At 66.9% G+C, this 24,231-nt stretch carries 16 protein-coding genes and 2 pseudogenes; 5 read left to right on the plus strand and 13 right to left on the minus strand.

The window, feature by feature from the left end; all coding sequences use genetic code 11:
- Window positions 1-38: 38 nt before the first annotated feature.
- From xdhC to OKW44_RS34450, 6 genes and pseudogenes are all read right to left on the minus strand, one after another.
- Window positions 39-1,055 (minus strand): xanthine dehydrogenase accessory protein XdhC, encoded by a 1,017-nt coding sequence (gene xdhC, locus OKW44_RS34425; protein ID WP_018421415.1) that lies wholly within the window; start codon window positions 1,053-1,055, stop codon window positions 39-41.
- A pseudogene (gene xdhB, locus OKW44_RS34430) lies at window positions 1,036-3,526 on the minus strand (xanthine dehydrogenase molybdopterin binding subunit). Before xdhB ends, xdhC begins: the two are co-directional and overlap by 20 nt.
- Entirely contained in the window at window positions 3,526-5,064 is a 1,539-nt protein-coding gene (gene xdhA / locus OKW44_RS34435; protein ID WP_026225976.1) for a xanthine dehydrogenase small subunit, read from the minus strand. Before xdhA ends, xdhB begins: the two are co-directional and overlap by 1 nt.
- A 138-nt stretch (window positions 5,065-5,202) precedes the next feature.
- Complete coding sequence (locus OKW44_RS34440; protein ID WP_429412326.1) at window positions 5,203-5,340, minus strand: hypothetical protein; 138 nt, start codon at window positions 5,338-5,340, stop codon at window positions 5,203-5,205.
- A gap of 109 nt (window positions 5,341-5,449) precedes the next feature.
- The gene (locus OKW44_RS34445) at window positions 5,450-5,959 is read right to left on the minus strand and encodes a disulfide bond formation protein B (RefSeq protein ID WP_026225975.1); all 510 of its coding nucleotides are present in this window, start codon (window positions 5,957-5,959) and stop codon (window positions 5,450-5,452) included.
- 127 nt (window positions 5,960-6,086) lie between these two features.
- Window positions 6,087-7,467, minus strand: a pseudogene (locus OKW44_RS34450) (amidase).
- Between the two features lie 214 nt (window positions 7,468-7,681).
- On the opposite strand from OKW44_RS34450, the gene OKW44_RS34455 reads away from it, so the two are divergent.
- The 3 genes from OKW44_RS34455 (at window position 7,682) to OKW44_RS34465 (ending at window position 11,977) form a co-directional block, all read left to right on the plus strand.
- Window positions 7,682-9,439 (plus strand): cation:proton antiporter, encoded by a 1,758-nt coding sequence (locus tag OKW44_RS34455; RefSeq protein WP_018421408.1) that lies wholly within the window; start codon window positions 7,682-7,684, stop codon window positions 9,437-9,439.
- Between the two features lie 128 nt (window positions 9,440-9,567).
- Window positions 9,568-11,016 (plus strand): gamma-glutamyl-gamma-aminobutyrate hydrolase family protein, encoded by a 1,449-nt coding sequence (locus tag OKW44_RS34460; protein ID WP_018421407.1) that lies wholly within the window; start codon window positions 9,568-9,570, stop codon window positions 11,014-11,016.
- 277 nt (window positions 11,017-11,293) lie between these two features.
- A complete protein-coding gene (locus OKW44_RS34465) occupies window positions 11,294-11,977 on the plus strand; it encodes a DUF2968 domain-containing protein (protein WP_018421406.1) in 684 nt (227 codons plus the stop codon).
- A 9-nt stretch (window positions 11,978-11,986) separates the two neighbouring features.
- Here the strand turns inward: OKW44_RS34465 and OKW44_RS34470 are convergent, their stop codons facing one another.
- Both OKW44_RS34470 and OKW44_RS34475 read right to left on the minus strand, forming a co-directional pair.
- Window positions 11,987-12,136 (minus strand): hypothetical protein, encoded by a 150-nt coding sequence (locus OKW44_RS34470; protein ID WP_239499136.1) that lies wholly within the window; start codon window positions 12,134-12,136, stop codon window positions 11,987-11,989.
- Between the two features lie 577 nt (window positions 12,137-12,713).
- On the minus strand, window positions 12,714-13,238 hold the full coding sequence (locus OKW44_RS34475; RefSeq protein ID WP_018421404.1) for a GNAT family N-acetyltransferase: 525 nt from the start codon (window positions 13,236-13,238) through the stop codon (window positions 12,714-12,716).
- Window positions 13,239-13,560: 322 nt separating this feature from the next.
- Between OKW44_RS34475 and OKW44_RS34480 the strand changes: the two genes are divergently transcribed.
- A complete protein-coding gene (locus tag OKW44_RS34480) occupies window positions 13,561-14,862 on the plus strand; it encodes an MFS transporter (RefSeq protein WP_018421403.1) in 1,302 nt (433 codons plus the stop codon).
- A 78-nt stretch (window positions 14,863-14,940) separates the two neighbouring features.
- Here the strand turns inward: OKW44_RS34480 and OKW44_RS34485 are convergent, their stop codons facing one another.
- Entirely contained in the window at window positions 14,941-16,788 is a 1,848-nt protein-coding gene (locus OKW44_RS34485) for a tetratricopeptide repeat protein (RefSeq protein WP_018421402.1), read from the minus strand.
- A 208-nt stretch (window positions 16,789-16,996) separates the two neighbouring features.
- Here OKW44_RS34485 and OKW44_RS34490 point away from each other — a divergent pair, with 208 nt between their 5' ends.
- Entirely contained in the window at window positions 16,997-18,721 is a 1,725-nt protein-coding gene (locus tag OKW44_RS34490) for an FAD-dependent monooxygenase (protein ID WP_018421401.1), read from the plus strand.
- 87 nt (window positions 18,722-18,808) lie between these two features.
- On the opposite strand, the gene OKW44_RS34495 is transcribed toward OKW44_RS34490, so the two are convergent.
- Genes OKW44_RS34495 through OKW44_RS34510 form a run of 4 tightly spaced genes read right to left on the minus strand, consistent with a single transcriptional unit; the run spans window position 18,809 to window position 24,134 of the window.
- Window positions 18,809-19,069: a formate dehydrogenase subunit delta gene (locus OKW44_RS34495; protein WP_018421400.1), complete on the minus strand. Its 261-nt coding sequence runs from the start codon at window positions 19,067-19,069 to the stop codon at window positions 18,809-18,811.
- Window positions 19,070-19,077: 8 nt separating this feature from the next.
- Entirely contained in the window at window positions 19,078-22,062 is a 2,985-nt protein-coding gene (gene fdhF / locus OKW44_RS34500) for a formate dehydrogenase subunit alpha (protein ID WP_018421399.1), read from the minus strand.
- Window positions 22,063-22,077: 15 nt separating this feature from the next.
- Entirely contained in the window at window positions 22,078-23,652 is a 1,575-nt protein-coding gene (locus OKW44_RS34505) for a formate dehydrogenase beta subunit (protein WP_018421398.1), read from the minus strand.
- Window positions 23,649-24,134 (minus strand): NAD(P)H-dependent oxidoreductase subunit E, encoded by a 486-nt coding sequence (locus tag OKW44_RS34510; protein WP_018421397.1) that lies wholly within the window; start codon window positions 24,132-24,134, stop codon window positions 23,649-23,651. Before OKW44_RS34510 ends, OKW44_RS34505 begins: the two co-directional genes overlap by 4 nt.
- Between the last annotated feature and the right edge of the window lie 97 nt (window positions 24,135-24,231).

Genomic DNA, 24,231 nt, shown 5'->3' on the forward strand with positions numbered 1-24,231 from the left:
GAATTGTGTGGTGGGTAACGAGCGGCGCCGGCCGCGTATCAAACCGCCTGCGTCGGGTGGCGCGCACCCGCGTTCGCCTCGACGGCTTGCAGCACCTGCGCGGCCGCCGAGATCGCGATGACCTCGGGCGACTTGTCGACGATGCCGTCGACGCCGAGCGGACACTTCATCCGCGTGATCCGCGCCGGATCGATGCCGCGAGCCGCGAGCCGATGCTCGAACTGCTTGCGCTTGGTATGCGAGCCGATCATGCCGAAGAACGCGAAGTCGCCGCGCCGCAGGATGCGTTCGGCCAGTTCGAGATCGCGTGCGTGGTTGTGCGTCATCACGACGAAGTACGTGTTCGGCGCGGCCTGATCGATCGCCTCGTCGGGTGCGTCGTTCGCGTCGATCGTCACGTTCACCGCGTGCAGCGCATCGAGCGACGGAAACTGCGCGTCGCGCTCGTCGACCCAGCGCACCGTGCAAGGCAGTGTCGCCAGCACGCGCACGAGCGCCGCGCCGACGTGACCGGCGCCGAACAGCACGACGGCGAATTCGCCCGGCGCGATGGTTTCGGTCAGGAGCGCGCTGCTGTCGTCGAAACCGGCGCCGTCCCACAGTAGACAGTCGGCGCCGTCGATGCCGGGCTCGGGTTCGGACAGCATCACCGCATCCGGCGCGGGGCCGAATGATACGCTACGCACCGTCGATTGCCCCGCCGCGAGGCGCTTGGCGAGCGACGTGAGCCAGCCGAGATCGCCGACGTCGAGCCGCTCGAACGCGAGGATCACGGCGCCGCCGCAGCACTGGCCGAGGCTCGGCCCCAGCGCGAAGCGTTCGAGCCGCCGCATATGCGGCGCGCGCATGCCGTCGCGCAGCACCTGGCGCGCGGTCTCGATCGCCTTCCATTCGAGGTGGCCGCCGCCAATCGTATGCTTGGCCGCCTCGCGCGTGACGATCATCTTCGTGCCGGCTTCGCGCGGCGCCGAACCTTCGACGCGCGCGACCGTCACCAGCACGGCGGCGTCGCCATGCGCGAGCAGATGTTGCAGGTCAGTGAGCCAGGCTTGCATCCGGCGATTCTCCGTAGGGGGCCGCGTCAGGCGTCGGCGCGGCGGGTGGCGTGTGGGGAACGGCGCTGTCGGGGTGCGCGGCGGGTTCGACCGGGTTTGCGTTCTGCGACGCGTCCGACGCATTCAAAGTGTCCAGCGCATCGAGTATCGCCTCGGGCGTCGCCGGCGCGCGCAACGGCGGAGCATGTCGCGCGCCCGGCACTGCGGCCGCGATCGCGTCGCGAATCGCGAGAAACACCGAAAACGGCAGCAGCAACGGCGGCTCGCCGACCGCCTTCGAGCGGAACACGGTCGGCTCGGCGTTGCTGTTGTCGTAGAGCCGAACGTGGAACGCGGCGGGCGTATCGCTGACCGCGGGAATCTTGTACGTCGACGGCGCGTGCGTCATCAGGCGGCCGTCGCGGTTCCACCATAGCTCTTCAGTGGTGAGCCAGCCCATGCCCTGAATGAAGCCGCCTTCGATCTGGCCGAGATCGATCGCCGGATTGATCGACTGGCCCGCGTCGTGCAGCACGTCCGCGCGCACGAGCTTCCACTCGCCGGTCAGCGTATCGACGACGACCTCCGACACCGCCGCACCATACGCGAAGTAATAGAACGGATGACCGGTCAGCGACTTCGCATCCCAATGCACTTTCGGCGTCGCGTAGAAGCCGTCCGACCACAACTGCACGCGCGCGAGATACGCGGCGTTGACGATCTGTTCGAACGGCAGCGCGCCGCCGTTCACCGAGACGCTGCCGCGCGCGAATTGCACGTCGTTGGCGTCGCCGCCGAGCTGGGCGCGCCGCGACTTCCGCGAGCCGCGCGCGGATCGTCCGCGCGGCGGCTTCGGCGGCCATGCCGTTCAGGTCGCTGCCGGTCGAGGCCGCGGTTGCCGACGTGTTGGCGATCTTCGAGGTATCGGTCGCGGTCACCCGGACGCGCGATAACGGCAAGCCGAACTGATTCGCGACCACCTGCGCGACTTTCGTGTTGAGCCCCTGGCCCATCTCGGTGCCGCCGTGATTGACGAGCACGGAGCCGTCCTTGTACACGTGCACAAGCGCGCCGGCCTGATTCAGGAACGGCACGTTGAACGAGATGCCGAACTTGACCGGCGAAAACGCGAGGCCGCGTTTGAGCACGGGACTCTTCGCATTGAATTCGGCGAGTGCCGCGCGACGCGCGCGGTAGTCACTCGAATCTAGCAGCGCGTCGGTCAGCGGCGCGATGATGTTGTCTTCGACGCGTTGTCCGTACGGCGTCGTATCGCGTTCGCCGACGCCGTAGTAATTCGCGAGCCGCACGTCGAGCGGATCGAGCCGCAGCTCGCGCGCGATGCCGTCGAGCAGCACCTCCATCACGAGCGCGCCCTGCGGTCCGCCGAAGCCGCGAAACGCGGTGTTCGACTGCGTATTGGTCTTGCAGCACAGCGCGACGATATCGACGTCGGACAGGTAGTACGCGTTGTCGAAGTGGCACACCGCGCGCGTCGCGACCGCGCCGGACAGATCCGCGGAATAGCCGGCGCGCAATGCGATTTCGACGCGCACGCCAAGCAGGCGGCCTTGCTCGTCAAAGCCCGCTTCGTACTCGTAGACCGCATCGTGGCGCTTGCCGGTGATCAGAAAGTCGTCGTCGCGATCGGCGCGCAGCTTGACCGGGCGACGCAGGCGTTGCGCCGCAAGCGCGGCCACGCACGCGAACAGCGCCGATTGCGATTCTTTGCCGCCGAAGCCGCCGCCCATGCGCCGGCATTCGCAGACGACGTTATGCGCGGGCCAGTCGAGCATGTGCGCGACGACCTGCTGCATTTCGCTCGGATGCTGCGTCGAGCTGTAGACGAGCATGCCGTCCATTTCCTTCGGCACCGCATAGGCGATCTGGCCTTCGAGATAGAACTGCTCCTGGCCGCCGACCTCGAACGTGCCGGCGAGCCGATGCGGCGCGGCGGCGATCTTCGCCTCGGGGTCGCCGCGCCGCAGATGCAGTGGCGGCAGCACGAACTGCTTCGCGGCTTTCGCATCGGCGGCGGTGAGGATCGCGTCGAGCGGCTCGTAGCGGATCACGTCGTCGCTTTTCGCGAGCGCGGCGGCGCGACGTGCGAGTTCGTGGCTCTCGGCGATCACCGCGAAGACCGGCTGGCCCAGATAGAGCACTTCGCCGTCGGCGAGGATCGGATCGTCGTGGAGCACCGGGCCGCAATTGTTTTCGCCGGGGATATCGTCGGCGCTCAGCACTGCGATCACGCCGGGCGCGTTTCTCACTGCGTCGAGATCCATCGACACGATGCGCGCATGTGCATGGCGCGACAGGCCGAGCGCCGCGTGCAGCGTGCCGTGCAGCTCGGAGATGTCGTCCGTGTAGGTCGCTTCGCCGCTCACGTGCAGCGCGGCGGATTCGTGCGGCAGTGGTACGCCGATCGACGCGTCCTCGCGTTGATCGGCACGCGCGTCCGCGCGTTCGATAAAGGCATCGGTCCGGTTCATCACGGCGACTCCTTCACGACGGCTGCGTCCGCCTCGAACGCGAACGCGTTCACGTCGCAGAGCGCGAGCGGCGCGTCGTCGCGCGTTTCGAGGTAGAAGCGCCACAGCAGATTGCGCGCGACCTTCAGCCGATACGCGCTCGACGCGCGCATGTCGGTGAGCGGCTGGTAGTCGGCGGCGAGCGCGTCCATCGCGCGCCGGGCCGTCGGTTCGTTCCACGCCGCGCCGTTGAGCGCGGCTTCGGCATGCGCGGCTCGCTTCGGCGTCGCCGCCATCCCGCCGAACGCGACCCGCGCCGCGCGGATCGTGCCATCTTCCGCGACGTGCAGCGCAAACGCCGCGCACACCGCCGAGATGTCCTGGTCGTAACGCTTCGCCACCTTGTAGGTGCGAAACCGCAACGCGCCGGCCGGGCGGGGCACGCGCAGCGCGCTGACGAATTCGCCTTCGGCGAGCGCGGTCTTCTGGTAGCCGAGGTAGAACGCGTCGAGCGGCAGGGTGCGGGTCGTGCGATCGCGGCGCAGCACGACCTCGGCGCCGAGCGCGAGCAGTGCCGGCATCGAATCGCCGATCGGCGAGCCGTTCGCGACGTTGCCGCCGAGCGTGCCCGCATTGCGGATCGGTAGCGATGCGAAGCGCGTCCACAGTTCGGCGAGCTCGGGGTAATCGGCGGTGAGCGCCGCGTACGCGTCTTCGAGTGTGACCGCTGCACCGATTGTCAGCGTTTGCGCATCGTGCGCGATCGCCTTCAACTCCGCGACGTTGCCGGTGTACAGCAGCTCGTCGAGATCGCGGAACTGCTTGGTGACCCAAAGCCCGACGTCGGTGCTGCCCGCAACGATGCGCGCGTCCGGATGCTGCGCGCGCAGCGTCGCGAACGCGTCGAGCGTGAGCGGGGCATGGAAGGTGGGCGAGCCGAACGCGGCGCCGCGGGTGCCGGGCGCGCTGTATTCGAACGTGTCTTCGCGTTGCAGCGTGCGCAGCGTGGCCGCGATGGCCTCGCGGTCGAGCGCGACGCGCGGATGCTGCGCGTAGTCGAACATCTTCTGCGCGGCGTCGATGATCGGCCGGTAGCCCGTGCAGCGGCACAGATTGCCGGACAGCGCGGCGTCGATTTCATGGCGGGTCGGCAGGCCGGCGGCGACGGGCTGGTTCTCGTAGAGCGCCCACATAGACATGACGAAGCCAGGCGTGCAGAAGCCGCATTGCGAACCGTGACAGTCGACCAGCGCCTGTTGCACCGGATGCAGCGCGCCGTTCGCGGCGCGCAGGTCTTCGACGGTGAAGAGGGCGCGGCCGTCGAGTGTCGGCAGGAACTGGATGCAGGCGTTGACCGCCTTCAACGTGAGATCGCCGCGCGCATCGAGTTCGCCGATCACGACCGTGCATGCGCCGCAGTCGCCTTCCGCGCAGCCTTCCTTGGTGCCGGTGCAGCGTAAGTCCTCGCGCAGGTGCTGCAGCACGGTGCGCGTCGCCGGAACGCCCGCGACCTCGCGGACGGACCCCTGGTGGTAGAAGCGGATGGTTTGCGTTGTCATGGCGAATCGGAAGACAGTGCGGACCGGGCGCGCGTTACGCATGGGGTCGCAAAAGCCGGCCTCGCGCACGTAGATCGCCATCCTTACCCAAAGATAGCACTACCCCGGCCCGAAAATATTTCCTGTGTCGCATGAAGCTCATGCGGCGGCGGTCATGATGCCGGTACGATTCGCGCCGAGGCGAGAAGTTGCGTGCGCCGGAGCGGGGACCGACAGGAACGGCGCGCGATCGCGGAACGTTGCGTAGAAAAAACGCCGGACTTCGGTGCCCAGCATGGGCAACACGAAGTCCGGCGCCATTGGCGATGCGAATCGGTAAGCGCCCTGGCGGCGAGTTCGGCGCTTCAGGCGGTGTTCGAAGCTCGCTCGACCAGGCTGCCCGCCGTCAGGACACCCGATGGCGATTGCGCACCAGGCTCAGCACCAGCGCGACGAACGCGACGATAAACGCGACGCCCGACCACATCGGCAGCGTCAGCCCGAGAATCGGCGGATATGCGGTTTCGCACAGGCCCGCGACCTTGAACACGCTCGGCAGCCAGTGCGCGGGGGGCAGGCTGTCGACCACCGGCTGCAGTGCGTCGAAGCCGCAGCTGAAGCCAGGATTCGCCTGGATGTACACGTGGCGCGCCGCGGTCGCGATGCCGGCGAGCGCCGACAGCGCCGCCATCACTTCGAGCAGGCGCACGCCGCGCCAGTGCCTGAAGAGCGCGCCGAGGAACGCGAAGATCGCGATCAGCAGGAAGAAATAGCGCTGGATGATGCACAGCGGGCACGGGTCTTCGCGCAGGCCGAACTGCAGATACAGCGCACCGCCCACGAGGGCGAGGCAGATCAGGCCGAGCAGAACCAGCAGGGTTCGCTCGCGGCGCAGCATTGCGGAGTCGTTAGTCATGGATCTTCGATTGCTCTGGAGACGAAAGGGCGGGTGCCCGCGATTCTAGCGCGAACCCCGGCCGCGCCACTTATTGCCTGAACATTGCGCGGCGGCGACCGCGCCGGGCGGCCAACCCCGGCGAGCTTTACCGGATCGCTTTCAGCACTGCCTCGGCCGCGCGGCCGATCGCGAGCAGCGCGTCGTCGGCGTGCGGTGCGCCCGCCAGCATCAGGCCGACCGGCGCGTCGCCGCGCAGATGGCACGGCATCGACAGCGCGCAGCTATCGAGGAAGTTGAACGCGCTCGGATTGCGCAGGATCAGCGCATTGGTGCGGCCGAACGCGTCGTCGTCGTTGAGCAGGTCGGCGAGGCGTGGCGGCACGACCGGCACGGTCGGCGCGACGACCGCATCGAAACGCTGCCACAGCGTGCGCGCGGCTTCGTCGAGCATCGCGTCGCGCTCGGCGACCAGGTCCAGATAGTCGACCGCGCTGGCCGGTTGCCCCTTCATGATGCGCACGAGCACGCGCGGATCGTACTGCTCGCGATGCTTGTCGAGCAGCGGACGATGCCACGCATACGCCTCGATCGACGAAAAGCCGAAGCGGTTGATCTCCGGCAGCCGGTCGAGCGGCGCGAAGCGCACCTCGCTGACGATCGCGCCGGCCGCCTCCAGATGCTTGAGCGCGGTATCGATCGCGCGCGCGACTTCGGGCTCGACGCCGTCGGTCACGAAATTGGTCAGCACACCGAGGCGCACGCCTTCCAGCGGCCGCGCGGCCGGGATGCGCGGCTCGAGCCCGGCGAGCATCCGGTCGACCAGCGCGCAGCATGCGACCGACACGCCGATCGGCCCGAACGAATCGAGCGTCGACGACAGCGGCACGCCGCCCTGCTTCGGGATGCGCGCGGCGGTCGGCTTAAAGCCGGTCAGCCCGCACAAGGCGGCCGGGATGCGGATCGAGCCGCCGGTGTCGGTGCCGAGTGCGACCGCGGCCATGCCGTCGGCGACCGATGCGGCCGCGCCCGACGACGAGCCGCCCGAAATCCGCTCGTCGCCCTTCACGCCGCGCCGGTACGGCGACAGCGGATGGCCGTAGTGCGGATTCAGGCCAAGTCCGGAAAACGCGAACTCGCTCATGTTGGTCCGCCCGACGATCACGGCGCCGGCCCGCTTCAGACGCGCGACCGCGACCGCGTCGGCCTTCGCGGCGGGCGCGTCGGCGAGCACGACGGAGCCCGCGCGGGTCGGCTGGCCTTCAATGTCGAACAGGTCCTTGACCGACACCGGAATCCCGGCGAGCGGCGACAGCACGGTGCCGGCCGCGCGCAGGCGGTCGTGCGCGTCGGCGGCGGCGCGCGCGGCGTCGGTGTCGACGTGCATGAAGACGGCGGGCGCCCTGACCGGCCGGATCGGCGATCCGGTCCAGCGCGGTTTCGACGAGCGCGCGGCTCGTCGTGCGGCCGGCGGCGAGATCGGCGGCAAGCTGGGCAAGCGGCGGGAAGGGGGCGAATTCAATGGCCATGATGTCGGTAGAAATCCGGTTGAGCGCAGCGCGGGCGCATGAGCGAGGCAGTGCGGAGCCAAAGGGAAAGCTCCGTCCGCATTGTAGAGCAAGGTTTTGCGGCCGAGCGGCCTGCTACTGGCGGCGCGGCGCGGCGCGCGAATTCGCCAAAAAGATGGCCGGTTCGTTTGCTACACTGCGCTTTCCGAGATTACTGTTTGTAAGGAAAGCGCTCATGCACCATGGCATCGGCTTCATCCAGGATCTGGCCGTCGTGATGGCGCTGGCCGGCGTCGTCACCGTGCTGTTCCATCGCATGAAGCAGCCGGTGGTGCTCGGCTATATCGCGGCCGGCGTGATCATCGGACCGTACACGCCGCCGTTCCAATTGATCCACGACGAACAGACGATCCAGACGCTCGGCGAGCTGGGCGTGGTGTTCCTGATGTTTTCGCTGGGCCTCGAATTCAGCCTGCGCAAGCTGTTCAAGGTCGGCGCGACGGCGATCGTCGCCGCGCTGTCCGAAATCGTGCTGATGCTGTGGATCGGCTACGAGATCGGCAGCGCGTTCGGCTGGACTCCGATGGACTCGCTGTTCCTCGGCGCGATCCTCGCGATCTCGTCGACGACGATCATCGTGAAGGCGCTGTCCGATCTCGGACTCAAACGCGAAAGCTTCGCGCAGCTCGTGTTCGGCATTCTGATCGTCGAGGATATTCTCGGTATCGCGATGCTCGTGCTGCTGACCGGCATCGCGCATACCGGGCAGCTGTCGGCCGGGCTCGCGGCCGTCACGCTCGGCAAGCTGCTGCTGTTCATGACGGTGTCGCTGCTGGTCGGCGTGCTGCTCGTGCCGCGCGCGCTGAACTACGTAGCGCGCACGGGCAGCGACGAGATGATGCTCGTGTCCGTGCTCGGCTTCTGCTTCGGCTTCTGTCTGCTGGTCGTCAAGCTCGATTACAGCATCGCGCTCGGCGCGTTCCTGATCGGCGCGATCATGGCCGAGTCGCGTCATCTGCATCGGATCGAGCATCTGATCGCGCCGCTGCGCGACGCGTTTTCCGCGATCTTCTTCGTGACGATCGGACTGATGCTGAACCCGGCCGTGATGCTCGACTACGGGTGGCCGATCGCCGTCATCACGCTCGCGGTGATCGTCGGCAAGATCGTGTCGTGCGGGCTCGGCACGTTTCTGTCGGGGCAAGACGCGCGCACCTCGATGCGCGTCGGCATGACCGTGTCGCAGATCGGCGAGTTCTCGTTCATCATCGCGACGCTCGGTCTGACGTTGAAGGTGACGAGCGGGTTTCTGTATCCGATCGCGGTCGCCGTGTCGGCATTGACGACGCTGACGACGCCATATCTGATCCGCGTGGCCGATCCGCTCACGCGCCGCATCGGGCAGGCGATGCCCGCCACGTTGTCCAACGTGTTCGGTATGTACGGGCAATGGCTGCGCAGTTTGATCACGGCGCGCGGCGAGCCGACACTCATGAGCATGACGCGGCGCATCGTATTGCAGATCGCGGTGAATCTCGCGCTCGTCGCGGCCATTTTCCTGGCCGTGTCGTATAGCGCGCCGCATAGCGGCCGGCTGCTCGCGCACTGGCTCGACGACGAGCCGCTGCAACGCGTCGTGCAGTGGAGCGTCGCGCTCGTCGTTTCGCTGCCGTTTCTCGTGGCCGTGTATCGCAAGACCAAGTCGCTCGCGCTGCTACTCGCCGAAGTCAGCGTGCAGCCGACCACCGCGGGGCGCTTCACGAGCGCGCTGCGTCACGCGATCGCCGATCTCGTGCCGATCGTGTCGATGATCGGCGTGTTTCTGCTGGTGGCGGCGCTGTCGAGCAGCATCCTCCCGCCGACTGGCCTGCTCGTCGCGGTGCTCGTGTGCGCCGCGCTGCTGCTCGCGCTCGTGTGGCGCTGGTGCGTGAAGATTCATGCGTCGATGCAGATCGCGTTGCGGGAAACCTTCGACGAGCAGCCAGATCCTTGACTCATCGGGGTCGGTGTAACGCTTCGCGACAATGTGAGCAATTGTGTGCGGATTTGCGGGGGCTGCAGCACTGACGGATAATCAGGGCATATTCATTCGTTCGCGTGTAAGGCGCCTGTCCGACAGTCATGAGCGAAAACAAACCCGAAAACGCCGGCACGACCGGCAGTCCGCAGCCGGCCTCACCCGCGCCGAGCAGTGCACCGGCCGAACCGGCCGCCTCGCTTCCTCCGTCGCATGAAGATGCCACCCAGTCGGCCGCCAAAGACACGAGCCCGGCGGCCGAGGAGGCGACCGCGAGGTCGTCGACCGACGATCCGCTCAGCGCATCGTCGGTCACGCCCGAAAATCCGCGCACGGCGCGGCTGCGCGACGCAGTCGAGGCACGCAGCGCCGCCGCCGAATCGACCGCGCGCCAGGAAGGCGCGGTGCACGAGCGCGAAGCGCGGCGCGCGGGTACGCACAGCGGCGGCGCGACCACGGTGAAACCCGATCCAGTCGTCAAACCGACGGCGGCCGCCGGCGAGCCGCACGCGGGCGGCGTTAGCGCCGCGGACATTGCCACCGACGACGAAATCGCCACCGAGCCCGCCGCACCCGCGGCGCGTGCGCCCGGCTCGCCGCCGCGCGGTTTCGGCGCGGCACCCGATTTCAGCGCCACCAACCCGCCGCCGCCCAACGCGCTGCCACCGTCGCCGCCGCGCTATCTGAGGCAGAGCGATTCGGCGTGGAGCGTGTTCGGCCGCATCATCGCGGCGCGCGCGCGGCAGCTGTTCGATCGTGCGGGGCAGCGGATCACGCAGCGCACGCTGCGCATCGGCGTGTCGGCGCGCATCTTCCACCCGGAACCGGGCGCGAAGGGCTTGCGCGGCAAGACGCTGCAGTATCTGGAGGAATCGATCGCGCACTGGGTGATGTCGCGCGACGTGCTGGTGTTCATGATCCCGACCGTCGGTCATCAGGGCATGCTGCACCCGAGCAACATCCGTCTGCGCGACTATGCGAAGCATCTCGATGGCCTGCTGCTGCAAGGCGGCGCCGACGTGTCGCCGCAGACCTATGCGGAAGCGGCGAACAGCCACGAATGGCCCGGCGACCGCGTGCGCGACATGTATGAACTCGAGCTGTTGCACGAGTTCATCGAGTCGGGCAAGCCGGTGCTCGGCGTGTGCCGTGGCTGCCAGCTGATCAACGTCGCGTTCGGCGGCACGCTGTATCAGGACATCGCAACGGAAGTGCCGACCGCGAACGCTCACGTCAACGAGAACTACGATCAGCACCGGCACGGCGTGCACTTTCCGGATGGCTCGACGCTGGTGAACATGTTCCCCGGGCGACGCGACGCGATCGTCAACTCGATTCACCATCAGGCTGTAAAGACGCTGGGCCGCGATCTGAATATCGAGGCGGTGTCGGCGTCGGACGGCATCATCGAGGCCGTGCGCTACCGGCGCGCGCCGTTCGTGATGGGCGTGCAGTGGCACCCGGAGTTTCATCGCGCGGGCGGGCCGGAGCTGCTCGATTGCACGCCGTTGCTCGATACGTTCCTGCGGGTGGCGCGGGAGACGCGGTTTTAAGCATCGCGGGTTTGCGTTGGCGCGGCGTGCGCGGTCGAAGTTGAGTCCGCGGCGTGGTTGCGCATCGGTCCCGCGCTTTCGCTGTTTTCCGCAGCCCGAGGGAGCCATTCCATCCATCTGACGCACTGTCATGTTATGTGGCAGTGCATTTTCTTCTCTCGAAATAATCAGGAGTGCGAGTAGCTTTGCGTCGCGATAAATCCGCGCGATAGTCCAACATTATTCTGGATCGGCGTGAAGCAGGCATATGAAGTACTCCTTGATTATCCGGCGCGCTATGTTGCTCGCCAGTGCCTACGCGTTGTGGCATACGGGTGTTGCGGTGGCGCAGCAGGACGGCGGGAGCGCGCCGCTGGTGGACACGCGGCCGGCGCCAGGCGAGTTGGCGCCGCGAGAGGCTGGCCCCCAGTCCGTCGCTGAGCCCGAGGTGTCCGCGAATACGCCCGCCGCCGCGCGCGGCGACGTTGCCGATTTGATCCAGTTGATTCACGACGCGAACCTCAGCGAACTGCGCACGACCTACAACGGCAGCTACGGTGCAGGCCTGTTCTTCCATCCGCCGCGGATGACGTACTACGTCGCGTTGTTTCAGAACAAGCATTTCTGGCGCGTGATCAGGAGCGATTCGGCAGAGCGCGCGGAAGCGATCTACGCCGGTTTCGCGCAGCAGACGCAGCAACTCGCGGACGTCGAGATTCGTCGCACGCGCTTGCAGGCGCAGAATGCGTATCTGCAGGGCAGCATCGCGATATCGCAGCAGCAGGCGCAATTGCTGCAGACCGATCTCGACGTCGCCCGCACGCAGCAGGCGAAGGTCGACGACCGGCAGCGCCAGACGCGCGACGAGGCGCTCGCGCTGCGCGCGGAGCGCGACAACGCGCAGGCGCAATTGCGTCAACTTCAGAGCGCGGTCATGCGCTTGCAGCAGCAGACGGAAGCGGGTTTGCCTGCGTCGAAGTAAAGGCGGCGCTCATTGCGCGAATTGTTCCGGGATTTCGGTGACACGACGCTGCGATATGTGGTTGATCCCCTCGGTGCCATTTGCCGGCAGATTGTTCGATACGGTGGAGCGCGGCAGCGGCGCGACGTCGCGCAAAGACATCATGGCGAACGTCGTCATATCAACGTATCCGTCTTCGCCGAACCGGGTACGAACGCGCGCTTCATGCGATGGGTCATTCGCGGCATGGCGATTTACCGGAAGCGGATGCGTTTGCATGCGAAGCGCGCGACGCGGAGGCGATGAGTAAATCGCGTCACGCGGCGTGGGCGCATGTTGCGTGGCGGTGCGCTGAGGCAAAGCCGCGATGCGCGCGGGTGCGGCGGCGGCCACGTCGACAGGTAATGGCGGAAGCACAGGAGCCGGTGTGACGGCCTCCGCAATCACCGGTGCTTCGGGACTCGCAACCAGAGGCTGCGCACGACGCTTTTCTACCGGCGCCGGCGATGGGGTAGCGCGAATGCGCCTTCGATCGGGATGAGCGGCGTGCTGGTCATCGGTTTCTTCCGGTGTCTCGGACAGTCACACCGGTGCGGCAGTGACGGAATCTGTAGGGGGCCGATGAAGCCATCGGCAACAGAAAATCATGCCTCGAAACTACGTCGTCCACCGTTCAGATGACCCCGAAAACAGGAACACCGCCGGCGCGCGCCGTCCCCGCGACGCCACGCGCATCAAGCACCCTCAACCACGGCGTTCAAGCCTTCAACCGGTACACGTAGCGCAACGCGGTGATATCCACGCCGCCCATCTGATCGGGCTCCGCGCCGACCAACTGCCAGCCGTGTCGCTCGTAAAAGCCGATCGCCGCCGTATTGCCCTCGAGCACGTACAGATACAGCTGTGCCTCGCCTTGCGCGCGCGTCCAGTCTACGGCTGCGTGCATCAGTGTTTTGCCGACGCCGATGCCCTGATAACCGGGCAGCGCATGCAGGTTGTCGAGCAGCACGCCCCACGCGGACTCGGGTTGGCGCTCGACACATACGAAGCCGGCCGGCTCGCCGGCCAGCTCGGCGATCAGCACGATGCGGCGCTCGCCGCCCGGCGCGCCGAGACGTGCTTCCCAATACGCGGCGCGTTCGCGCGTGACTTCGCCGTCGAGGAACGCGTCGGGCAACAGACCGCGATAGGTCGCCTGCCAACTGGCACTGTGGATCGACGCAATCAGCGCGGCGTCCTCGAGCGTGGCGGGGCGCAGGGAAAGAGCAGGGGTGGTTCGCATCGGCGTAATCGACTGAATGGCCTCGCGCGGACAGTCTGCGGTCGCCCGCGGGTGTCGCGCGTAAGCAAACTGTATGCGTTTCGCGTCGACCCTATCAGCAGTAACATTACGTGGCATCGGCCCGGCATCGAGATCAGCGTTTACCCTGATATCGAATGAACGCCGTGAGCAGCAGAATGCGACGCCCCCGGGCGCGCTTGCTTATATCTGTGTGTGCGCCTGCGGCATCCGCTTGCCACACGCAGCGGATCGTTCCAACTGCCCGCTCGTCACCGTCCGCGTCGATCCGTCCGACAGGGCGACGGGCCTATCCGAGAGTGTCATGTCTACAGCGACCCACGCCGCTTCCACCACCGAAGAATCCAAGGTCAAGACAGTGTTCCGCGTCGTCAGCGGCAACTTTCTTGAAATGTACGACTTCATGGTTTATGGCTACTACGCTTCCGCGATCGCCAAGACCTACTTTCCCAGCGGCAGCGATTTCGCGTCGCTGATGCTGTCGCTGTCCGTGTTCGGCGCGGGCTTCCTGATGCGTCCGCTCGGCGCGATCGTGCTCGGCGCCTACATCGACCATCACGGCCGTCGCAAAGGTCTGATCCTCACACTGAGCCTGATGGCGCTCGGCACGCTGACGGTCGCGACGATACCGGGCTACGCGACCATCGGGCTCATGGCGCCCGTGCTCGTGCTGCTCGGCCGGCTGCTTCAAGGCTTCTCCGCCGGCGCTGAGCTCGGCGGCGTGTCGGTGTATCTGTCGGAGATCGCGACGAAGGGCAACAAGGGCTTCTATTGCTCGTGGCAGTCGGGCAGCCAGCAGGTCGCGGTGGTATTCGCCGCGCTGATCGGCGTGGGGCTCAACAAGATTCTGCCCGCCGAGCAGATGTTCGCGTGGGGCTGGCGCGTGCCGTTCCTGATCGGCTGTCTGATCGTGCCGTTCCTGTTCATCATCCGCCGCTCGCTGCAGGAAACCGAGGAGTTCACGGCGCGCAAGCATCGTCCGAGCGTGGGCGAGATCCTGAAGTCGATGCTCGCGAACTACCCGATCGTGCTGGGCGGCATGGGCATGGTCGTCATGACGACCGTGTCGTTCTACATGATCACCGCTTACACGCCGACCTTCGGCAGGGAAGTGCTGAAGCTGTCGGCGATCGACGCGCTCGTCGTCACCGTCTGCGTCGGTATCTCGAATCTGATCTGGCTGCCGTTGTCCGGCGCGTTGTCGGACCGCATCGGCCGCCGTCCGGTGCTGCTCGCGTTCACGATCCTGACGATCCTCACCGCGTATCCGGCGCTGCAATGGCTCGTCGCCGAACCGTCGTTCGCGCGTCTGCTCGCCGTGCAGCTGTGGTTGTCGTTCCTGTACGGCTGCTACAACGGCGCGATGGTCGTCGCGCTGACCGAAGTGATGCCGGTCGAAGTGCGTACCGCAGGCTTCTCGCTCGCGTACAGTCTCGCGACGACGATCGGTGGCTTCACGCCGGCCATTGCCACGCTGCTGATCCACGTGACCAGCAACAAGGCGGCGCCGGGTCTGGTCCTCGGCGTGGCGGCGATCTGCGGTCTGCTCGCGACGCTGTTCCTGTATCGCACGCCGGAGGCGCGCAATCAATATCGGGCGGCCTGACGGTTCACTTCGTGTTCTGAAAACAAAAGACCCCGCGAAAGCGGGGTTTTTTGTTTGCGGCGGGCGCGTGGTCTGTGGCTACCCGTGCTGCAATTCGTTAGCGACCACCTCGACGACTTCATCCCACGCGCCCGGCCGAGGCTGACGCACGAGCGTCGCGCCGGGATACCACGGACTGCGCGAGTCGCCGTCGAACCAGCGCCAGTCGGCGGCGAACGGCAGCATCAGCCACAGCGGCTTGCGCAGCGCGCCCGCGAGGTGCGCGATCGACGTGTCGATCGACACCACCGCGTCGAGCCGCTCGACGATCGCGGCGGTATCCGCGAAGTCGCCGATGCGGTGGTCGAAACGATGGATCGCGGCCGCGCGCGGATGCGCGTCGAGCGCCGCGCGGTCGTCCTCGGACAGATCGGGCTGCAACACGATCCAGTCGATGCCATTTAGTGCGAACAGCGGCTCCAGCGCGGCGAGCGGCATCGTGCGGGTTTCGTTGCGCTGGATGCGCCCCGACCATGCGATCCCGATCTTGCGCTTCGCCTGACCGCCGAGCGAGCCGCGCCATCTGCGGCTATAGGCCGGCGGCACGCTCAGATAGGGCGTGCGCGCGTCAATCGTGTCGTAGCGCGTGCCGAGCGCTAGCGGCAGGCTCAAGAGCGGAATCTGCAGATCGGCGGCGGGGCGCGGCTGGCCCTGCGCGATCAGCGAGACGCGCCACGTCTTCGCGACGGGCGCGAAGAGCGGCATCAACTGCGGCTGCACTTCGAGCACGACGCGAGCCGCGCGTTGCGCGGCAAGCGGTACGAAGCGCGCGAACTGCAACGTGTCGCCGAAACCCTGTTCAGCATGGATCAGCAGCGTGTATTTTTCGATCGACTCGCCGTGCCAGCGCGGCAACGTCTGGATCACCGGTTGCGCGACAGTTTGCAAGCGCCATTCGTATTCGGGCAGCCCGCGCTCGAAGTCGCGCATCGCGAGCCAAGCGAGCGCACGGTTCATATGCGCAGACGCCAGATCCGGGCGCAGCCGCAGCGCCTGATCGAGCGCGCGCACCGCGGCCGCGTGCGCGCCGAGCGCCTGGTGCGCGGTGCCGAGCGCAAGCCACGCGAGCGCGAATTGCGGATCGAGCCCGACCGCGCGCTCCAGATACGGCACCGCCTGTTCGGCACGGCCGAGCGACGCGAGCGCGTTGCCCATGCCATAGATCGCGGGCGGCAGGTTCGGCTGCAGACGCAGTGCCGCTTCAAATGACGCGACTGCCTGCGCATGGCGGCCGGTCGCATCGAACGTATTCGCGAGATTGAAGTGCGCGGCGACGAAGCGCGGCTCGGCGGCGAGCGCGGCCTCGAAGCAGGGCACCGCCTCGTTCGGTCGATCGAGCGCGTTCAGCGACATGCCCATGTTGTTCAGCGCGCCCGCGTGACCGGGGCGCAGCTCGAGCGCGCGCCGGAACGACGCGATCGCGTCCGCGTGACGGCCGAGCGCGTGCAGCGCGTTGCCGAGATTGTTGTGCGACGACGCGTCGTTCGGCTGCAGGCGCAGCGAACGTTCGAACGCATCGGCGGCGTCTTCGTGACGGCCTAGCGACGCGTACGCGTTACCGAGGTTGTAGTGCGCCATCGGGAAGGTCGGCGCGAGCGTCAGCGCGTTGCGGAACTGCTCGATCGCGTCGTCGATCTGGCCGAGCGCCTTCAGCGCATTGCCGAGGTTCAGCTGCAGCGCCGCGTCTTCGGGGCGCAGATCGACCGCGCGCCGCACCAGCGCCGCGGCTTCGGCGTGCTGGCCCTGCTGGTGGCGCAGCACGCCGAGCAGATGCAGCGCGTCGACGTGGCTGGGGTCGTGGTCGAGCGTGGTGCGGTAGCCGCGTTCGGCGTCGTCGAGGCGGCCGTCACGATGCGCCGCGAACGCGCGGTCAAATACAGGTTGCATGACGGGGAGGGCATTCGGATCAATCAGACTGAGGGCGCATTTTCCCATACTTGCGCAAGTGGCCCGGATTTGCGCAGAGCGTGAGTTCATGGCAACGACGGATGGAACCCCGCGCGACCCTCTTGCCGACGCGCGATTGATGCAGCGCACCCGTGTGCGCAAGAGCGGCGGCGTACACTAGATCGCATTGTTGCCTCCGGAGTTCCGCATGGACGCTGCCGCTTACGACGCGTCGCCGGTGCTGATCGTCGGGGCCGGTCCGACCGGACTTGCCGCAGCGATGAGTCTCGCGCGCGCCCACATCCCCGTGCGCCTGATCGACAAGGCGCCGCAGCCGAACCCTTACTCGCGCGCGATCGGCATTCAGGCACGTACGCTCGAACTGCTCGAGCAGCATCGGCTGGTCGAACCGTTTATCGAGCTCGGCCATCGCGCGCGCGTGGCGAATCTGTTTTCGAACGGCATGCGGCTTGCGCAGCTCGATTTCGACCCGTTGCACACGCGCTATCCCTATCTGCTGTTTCTCGACCAGTCGGTGACTGAGCGGCTCCTGACCGAGCATCTGGCGACGCTCGGCGTGAAGGTCGAGCGCGGCGTCGAGCTCATGGCATTCATGCAAGGCTCCGCGAGCGTTCAGGCGACCTTGCGCCGCGCAGACGGCCGCACGGAAGCCATGCGCCCGTCGTATCTGATCGCGGCCGATGGCGCGCACAGTTCGATTCGCCACCGCCTCGGCCTGAACTTCGAGGGCAAGACCTTCGACCAGATCTTTCTGCTCGCCGACCTGCACGCCGAAACCGACTGGCCCGACGACGAGTTCCATATCTTCGCGTCGGGCGACGGTCTCGTCGCGCTGTTTCCGATGGGCCACGGCCGCCATCGTCTGATCGCCGATCATGCGGTCGAGCCGTCCGGCAGTGCCGCGCCGCCGACCCCCGCGGTGCTCGGCGAGCCGCCGCCGGACCGGGCGCCGGCGCCGTCGCTCGAACAATGCAAGGCGCTGATCGCGCGACGCGTGCGCGAGCGCGTCGACGTGTCGGATCTGGCGTGGTCGGCGTACTTCCACGTGAACAGCCGGATGGTCGATCGGCTGCGCGTGGGCCGCATCTTCCTCGCCGGCGATGCCGCGCACGTACACAGTCCCGCGGCCGCGCAAGGCATGAACACCGGCATCCAGGAAGCGCTCAATCTCGGCTGGAAGCTCGCGCGCGTGATCGGCGGCGCGGCGCCGGATCGCCTGCTCGACACGTATCACGCCGAGCGACATCCGATCGAGCGCGAGGTGCTGCGGCAGACCGGTTTCATCACGCAAATGGCCGAGGCCGATCACGGACCGATGAAGCTGCTGCGCGAGCGCGTGATGCCGCTGCTGGCCGCGCTCGGTCCGCTGCGCGATGCCGCACGCGCGACGATCAGCGAGCTGTCGATCCAGTACCGGCGCAGTCCGCTGACGCTCGAACGCGTGCTCGACGGCGGCCCGCGCGCGGGCGAGCGCGCACCCGATGCGCTCGTGCACGTCGTCGACGGTCCGCTCGGGCGCGCGCCGGGTGTCGGCTGCATTTTCGATCTGCACGATCCGGCGTTTTTCTCACTGTTTCTGCTGTTGCCGCCGCTGCCCGTCGATGGCACGCCGCTCGATCCCGCCGCGAAACATGCACCGCCGCCGGACCCCGAAGTAGAAAAGCTCGCCGCCGAGGTCGAGCGGCTGCTGCCGAACGCGGTGCGGATCTGGCGCGTCACCGATACGAGCGGCGACGGCGGCCCGGCGTTGTCCGAATCGTATGGGCGCACGCGGCCGTCGTTTTATCTGGTGCGGCCCGACGGCTACATCAGCGCGCGCGGACGCACCGGCTCGGACCTGCACGGTCTCGTACGGCACTGCGAAGCGTGGTTTACGGTGGGGGGAGAGATATCGGAGCAGGCGACGTTGTGATTGGCGCCGCCTGTTGCATGGCATGGGCACGCACGCGGCAGCGGATCGCGCCGCCGCGCCTGGTTGATTGGGGGAAACGGCCCGAGCCTAAGCGGCCGGCGCCTGGGCCTGCGCCGGCGTCAACTTCTCGCGATACCTGACGATCGCCTCGCGCGTGAAGTCTGATAGCGCGATGTCATACGTGTCTGGCGCTTCGTCGAGCGTCGCGAGCAGCGCGCGCCGCATGCGCGGCTCCCAGAAGCGGCGGATGTGTTCGGCGACGCCGGTCAGCGCTTCCTCGTGATCGGGCATCGACTCGAAGAAGTCGCCGATCCGGTTCGCCATGTCGATCAGATTCCGATTGTCCATGGTTCGCCTCACTTGCCCGCGGTGACGGCCGCGGCCGCATTGGCCAGCTCGCGCTGCTTCAGCAGTTCGAGCTGTTCGCTATTGAAGCGCGAATAGTCCTTCTGCCATTGCGACGGCTGCTCGACCGGCATCACCTGCACCGCGGTCACCTTGTATTCGGGGCAGTTGGTCGCCCAGTCGGAGCTGTCCGTCGTGATCACGTTCGCGCCCGATTCGGGGAAGTGGAACGTCGTATAGACGACGCCCGGCTGCATCCGCTCCGTCACCTTCGCGCGCAACACGGTCTGCCCCGCGCGCGATTCGATGCCGACCCAGTCGCCGGTTTGGATGCCGCGTTCCTCGGCATCGTGCGGATGCAGTTCGAGGCGGTCTTCGTCGTGCCAGAGCGAGTTCTCGGTGCGGCGCGTCTGCGCGCCGACGTTGTATTGCGTCAGAATGCGCCCGGTCGTCAGCAGCAACGGATACTTGCGCGTGACCTTCTCCGGCGATGCGATGAACTTCGTGATCACGAACCTGCCCTTGCCGCGCACGAAGGTGTCGACGTGCATCGTCGGCGTGCCGTCGGGCGCGTCCTCGTTGCATGGCCACTGGATGCTGCCCATTTCGTCGATCTTCTGGTACGACACGCCGTGGAAGGTCGGCGTGAGCCGCGCGATTTCGTCCATGATCTCGGACGGATGCGTGTAATCCATCTCGTAGCCGAGCGCGCGCGACAGCAACTGCGTGACCTCCCAGTCCGCGTAGCCGCCGAGCGGCGGCATCACCTTGCGCACGCGCGAGATGCGGCGCTCGGCATTGGTGAACGTGCCGTCCTTTTCGAGGAACGACGAGCCGGGCAGCAGCACGTGTGCATACTTGGCGGTCTCGTTCAGGAAGATGTCCTGCACGACGATGCATTCCATCGACGACAGCGCCGCCGCCACATGATGCGTGTTCGGGTCCGACTGCACGATGTCCTCGCCCTGGCAGTAGAGGCCCATGAAGCTACCGTGCAGCGCGGCGTCGAACATGTTCGGAATGCGCAGGCCAGGTTCCGGTTGCAGTGTGACGGCCCAGGCGTTTTCGAACTGCGTGCGCACGAGCGGATCGCCGATGTGACGATAGCCGGGCAGCTCGTGCGGGAACGAGCCCATGTCGCACGAACCCTGCACGTTGTTCTGGCCCCGCAGCGGATTCACGCCGACACCTTCGCGGCCGATGTTGCCGGTCGCCATCGCCAGGTTCGCGATGCCGATCACCATCGTCGAGCCCTGCGCGTGTTCGGTGACGCCAAGGCCGTAGTAGATCGCGGCGTTGCCGGCGCTCGCGTAGATGCGCGCGGCTTCGCGAACCTGTTGCGCGGGCACGCCGGTCGCCGCTTCGGTCGCTTCCGGCGAGTTCTCCGGCAGCGCGACGAAATCGCGCCACTGCTCGAACGCGCGGGTTTCGCAGCGCTCGGCGACGAACGCTTCGTCGAGCAGGCCTTCGGTGACGATCACATGCGCGAGCGCGTTGACGATCGCGACGTTGGTGCCGGGCCGCAATTGCAGATGGTGTGACGCTTTCACGTGCGGCGTATCGACGATATCGATCCGGCGCGGATCGACGACGATCAGCTTCGCACCCTCGCGCACGCGCCGCTTCAGACGCGAGGCGAACACCGGGTGGCCGTCGGTCGGATTCGCGCCGATCACCATGATCACGTCGGCTTTGTCGACCGATGCGAACGTCTGGGTGCCCGCCGATTCGCCGATCGTGGTCTTCAGACCGTAGCCGGTCGGCGAATGGCAGACACGCGCGCAGGTGTCCACGTTGTTGTTGCCGAACGCGGCGCGCACGAGCTTCTGCACGAGGTAAGTCTCTTCGTTCGTGCAGCGCGACGACGTGATGCCGCCGATCGAATCGCGCCCATGCTTCGCCTGGATGCGACGGAATTCCGAGGCCGCGTACGAGATCGCTTCGTCCCAGCTGACTTCGCGCCACGGGTCGGTGATCTTCGCGCGGATCATCGGTTTCGTGATGCGGTCCTTGTGCGTCGCGTAGCCCCACGCGAAGCGACCCTTCACGCACGCATGGCCTTCGTTGGCCTGGCCGTTCTTGTGCGGCACCATCCGCACGACCTGGTTGCCCTTCATCTCTGCCTTCAACGAGCAACCGACGCCGCAATAGGCACAGGTGGTGACGACCGAGTGCTCGGGCTGGCCGAGCATCACGATGGACTTTTCCTGCAAGGTCGCGGTCGGGCACGCGGCCACGCAGGCGCCGCACGACACGCATTCCGATTCCATGAACGGCTGGTTCTCGCTGGCCGCGACGCGCGATTCGAAGCCGCGTCCGGTGATCGTCAGGGCGAACGTGCCTTGGGTTTCCTCGCACGCGCGCACGCAGCGATTGCAGACGATGCACTTCGCCGGGTCGTACGTGAAGTACGGATTCGATTCGTCCTTTTTCTCCTTCAGATGATTCGCGCCGTCGAAGCCGTAGCGCACTTCGCGCAGGCCGGTGACGCCCGCCATGTCCTGCAGTTCGCAGTCGCCGTTGGCGGGGCAGGTCAGGCAATCGAGCGGATGGTCGGAGATGTACAGCTCCATCACGTTGCGACGCAGCGACTGCAGACGGTCGGTCTGCGTGCGCACCTTCATGCCGGCTTCGACCGGCGTCGTGCACGAGGCCGGATAGCCGCGCCGTCCTTCGATCTCGACTAGACAGAGGCGGCATGAGCCGAACGGTTCGAGCGAATCGGTCGCGCACAGCTTCGGCACGTTGACGCCGGCTTCAGCGGCCGCGCGCATCACCGACGTGCCCGCCGGTACGGTCACCGCCTGGCCGTCGATTTCGAGCGTCACGTCGACGTCCGAGTGGCGGGCGGGGGTGCCGTAGTCGATGTCGGCGGCGAATGGGTTGGCGGCGCGTGCCTGGGCTTGCGACTTGCACGCGCAGTTGCCTGAGCCGCAGCCGCCCCCCAGGGGGACTTCCTTCGGGGCGCCGGCAGGGGAGTTGAACTGGTCGGACATGGTGAACTCCTGGAGTCAGGCCGCGGCCGCTTTGGTGGCGTGGTCGGCAGTGGGATCGGCGGCGAGACCGAAGTCTTCAGGGAAATGATCGAGCGCGGACAGCACCGGATACGGCGTCATGCCGCCCATCGCGCACAACGAGCCGGCTACCATCGTGTCGCACAGATCGCGCAGCAATTGCACCTGACGCGTCGACGTGTCGCCGTTGCGAATCCGCGCGATCACCTCGACGCCGCGCGTCGAGCCGATCCGGCACGGTGTGCATTTGCCGCACGATTCGAGCGCGCAGAAGTGCATCGCGTATTGCGCGAGCTCGGCAAGGTTCGAGGTGTCGTCATGCACGACGAGACCGCCGTGGCCGATTACCGCGCCGACTGCCGCATACGCCTCGTAGTCCATCGGAATGTCCCACTGGCTTGGCGGCAGATAGGTGCCGAGCGGACCGCCGACCTGCACCGCGCGCGCCGGCCGGCCGCTCGCGGTGCCGCCGCCGAAGTCGTCGAGCAGTTCGCGCAAGGTCACGCCGAACGCGAGTTCCACGAGGCCGCCTCGCTTGATGTTGCCGGCCAGTTGGAACGGCAGCGTGCCACGCGAACGGCCCATGCCGAAGTCTTTATAGAACGCCGCGCCGCGAGCGAAGATAATCGGCACGGTGGCGAGCGTGATCGCGTTGTTGATCACGGTGGGTTGGCCATAGAGACCCACGAGCGCGGGCACCGGCGGCTTTGCGCGGACGATGCCGCGCTTGCCTTCGAGCGATTCCAGCATCGCGGTTTCCTCGCCGCACACATACGAGCCCGCGCCTTTCGCGACGAACAGCTCGAAACGCTGCCCGCTCGAGAGCACGCTGTCGCCGAGCCAGCCGGCTGTGCGCGCACGGGCGATGGCAGCTTCGAGCGTCGCGATCGAGTGCGGGTATTCGCTGCGCACATAGATGTAGCCGACGGTCGCGCCGGTGACGACGCCGGCGATGATCATGCCTTCGAGGAGCACGTAAGGATCGCTTTCCATCACGAGACGATCGGAGAAGGTGCCGGAATCGCCTTCGTCCGCATTGCAGACGACGTACTTCTGCGCGGCCTTCGCGCCGCGCACCGTGCGCCATTTGATGCCGGCCGGGAAGGCCGCGCCGCCGCGGCCGCGCAGACCGGATTCGATCAGCGCTTCGCAGGCGGCATCGCCGTCGGTTTGCAGGGCGTTGCGTAGGCCTTCGAGGCCGCCGTGCGCGACGTAATCGTCGATGGACAGCGGGTCGGTGATGCCGATCCGCGCGAAGGTCAGGCGCTGCTGCTTCTTCAGATACGGAATCTCGTCGACCACGCCGACGCACCGCGCATGCTCGCCGCCGTCGACGAAGCCCGCGTCGAACAACGCGGCGACGTCTTCCACGTCGACATTCGCATAGCCGATGCGGCCTTCGGGCGTCGCAACTTCGACGAGCGGTTCGAGCCACAGCAACCCGCGCGAACCGTTGCGGATCAGTTCGATCGCAATGCCGCGGCGCGCGGCTTCGCTGGTGATGGCTTCGGCCAGCGCATCGGCGCCGAGTGCGAGCGCCGACGAATCTCGCGGAACATAGATGCGCGTCATGCCGGCACCTCCACGCATTTGCGGGCAGCGGCGAACAGCGCGTCGAATTTATGCGGCGACACGCGCGCGTGCAGCGTGCCGTTGAGCATCATCGCCGGCGACAGCGCGCATTGGCCGAGGCAGTACACCGATTCGAGTTCCACCATTGCGCCGTCATGGTGACCGGCGTCGAAGCGACAACCCGTGTGCGCCTCGATGTGCTGGGCAAGCGCCTCGGTGCCCATGCTGCGGCACGCCTCGGCGCGGCAAAGCTGCACCGTGACGGGCGCGGCCGGCGAGGTGCGAAAGTGATGGTAGTAAGTGATGACGCCGTGCACTTCCGCTCGCGACAGGTTCAGCGCGCGGGCGAGCGGTCCGACCGCCGCGGGTGGCACAAAGCCGAGTTCGTCCTGGATCGCGTGCAGGATCGTGATGAGTGTGCGGCCCGGCTGCGCGTGACGTTGCACGAGCTGATCCGGCGCCGTGGCGAGAGAATCGTCCAAAGGGGGCTCCTCCAAAAGCGATATATGCACTTGTTATTCATAATGCATGCACGTATGCTTCGCTTATTCGATATGGTATAGCCGAAAGATAGGCGCG

It is taken from the genome of Paraburkholderia lebeckiae, from assembly GCF_050436325.1.
GTDB lineage: Bacteria > Pseudomonadota > Gammaproteobacteria > Burkholderiales > Burkholderiaceae > Paraburkholderia > Paraburkholderia tuberum.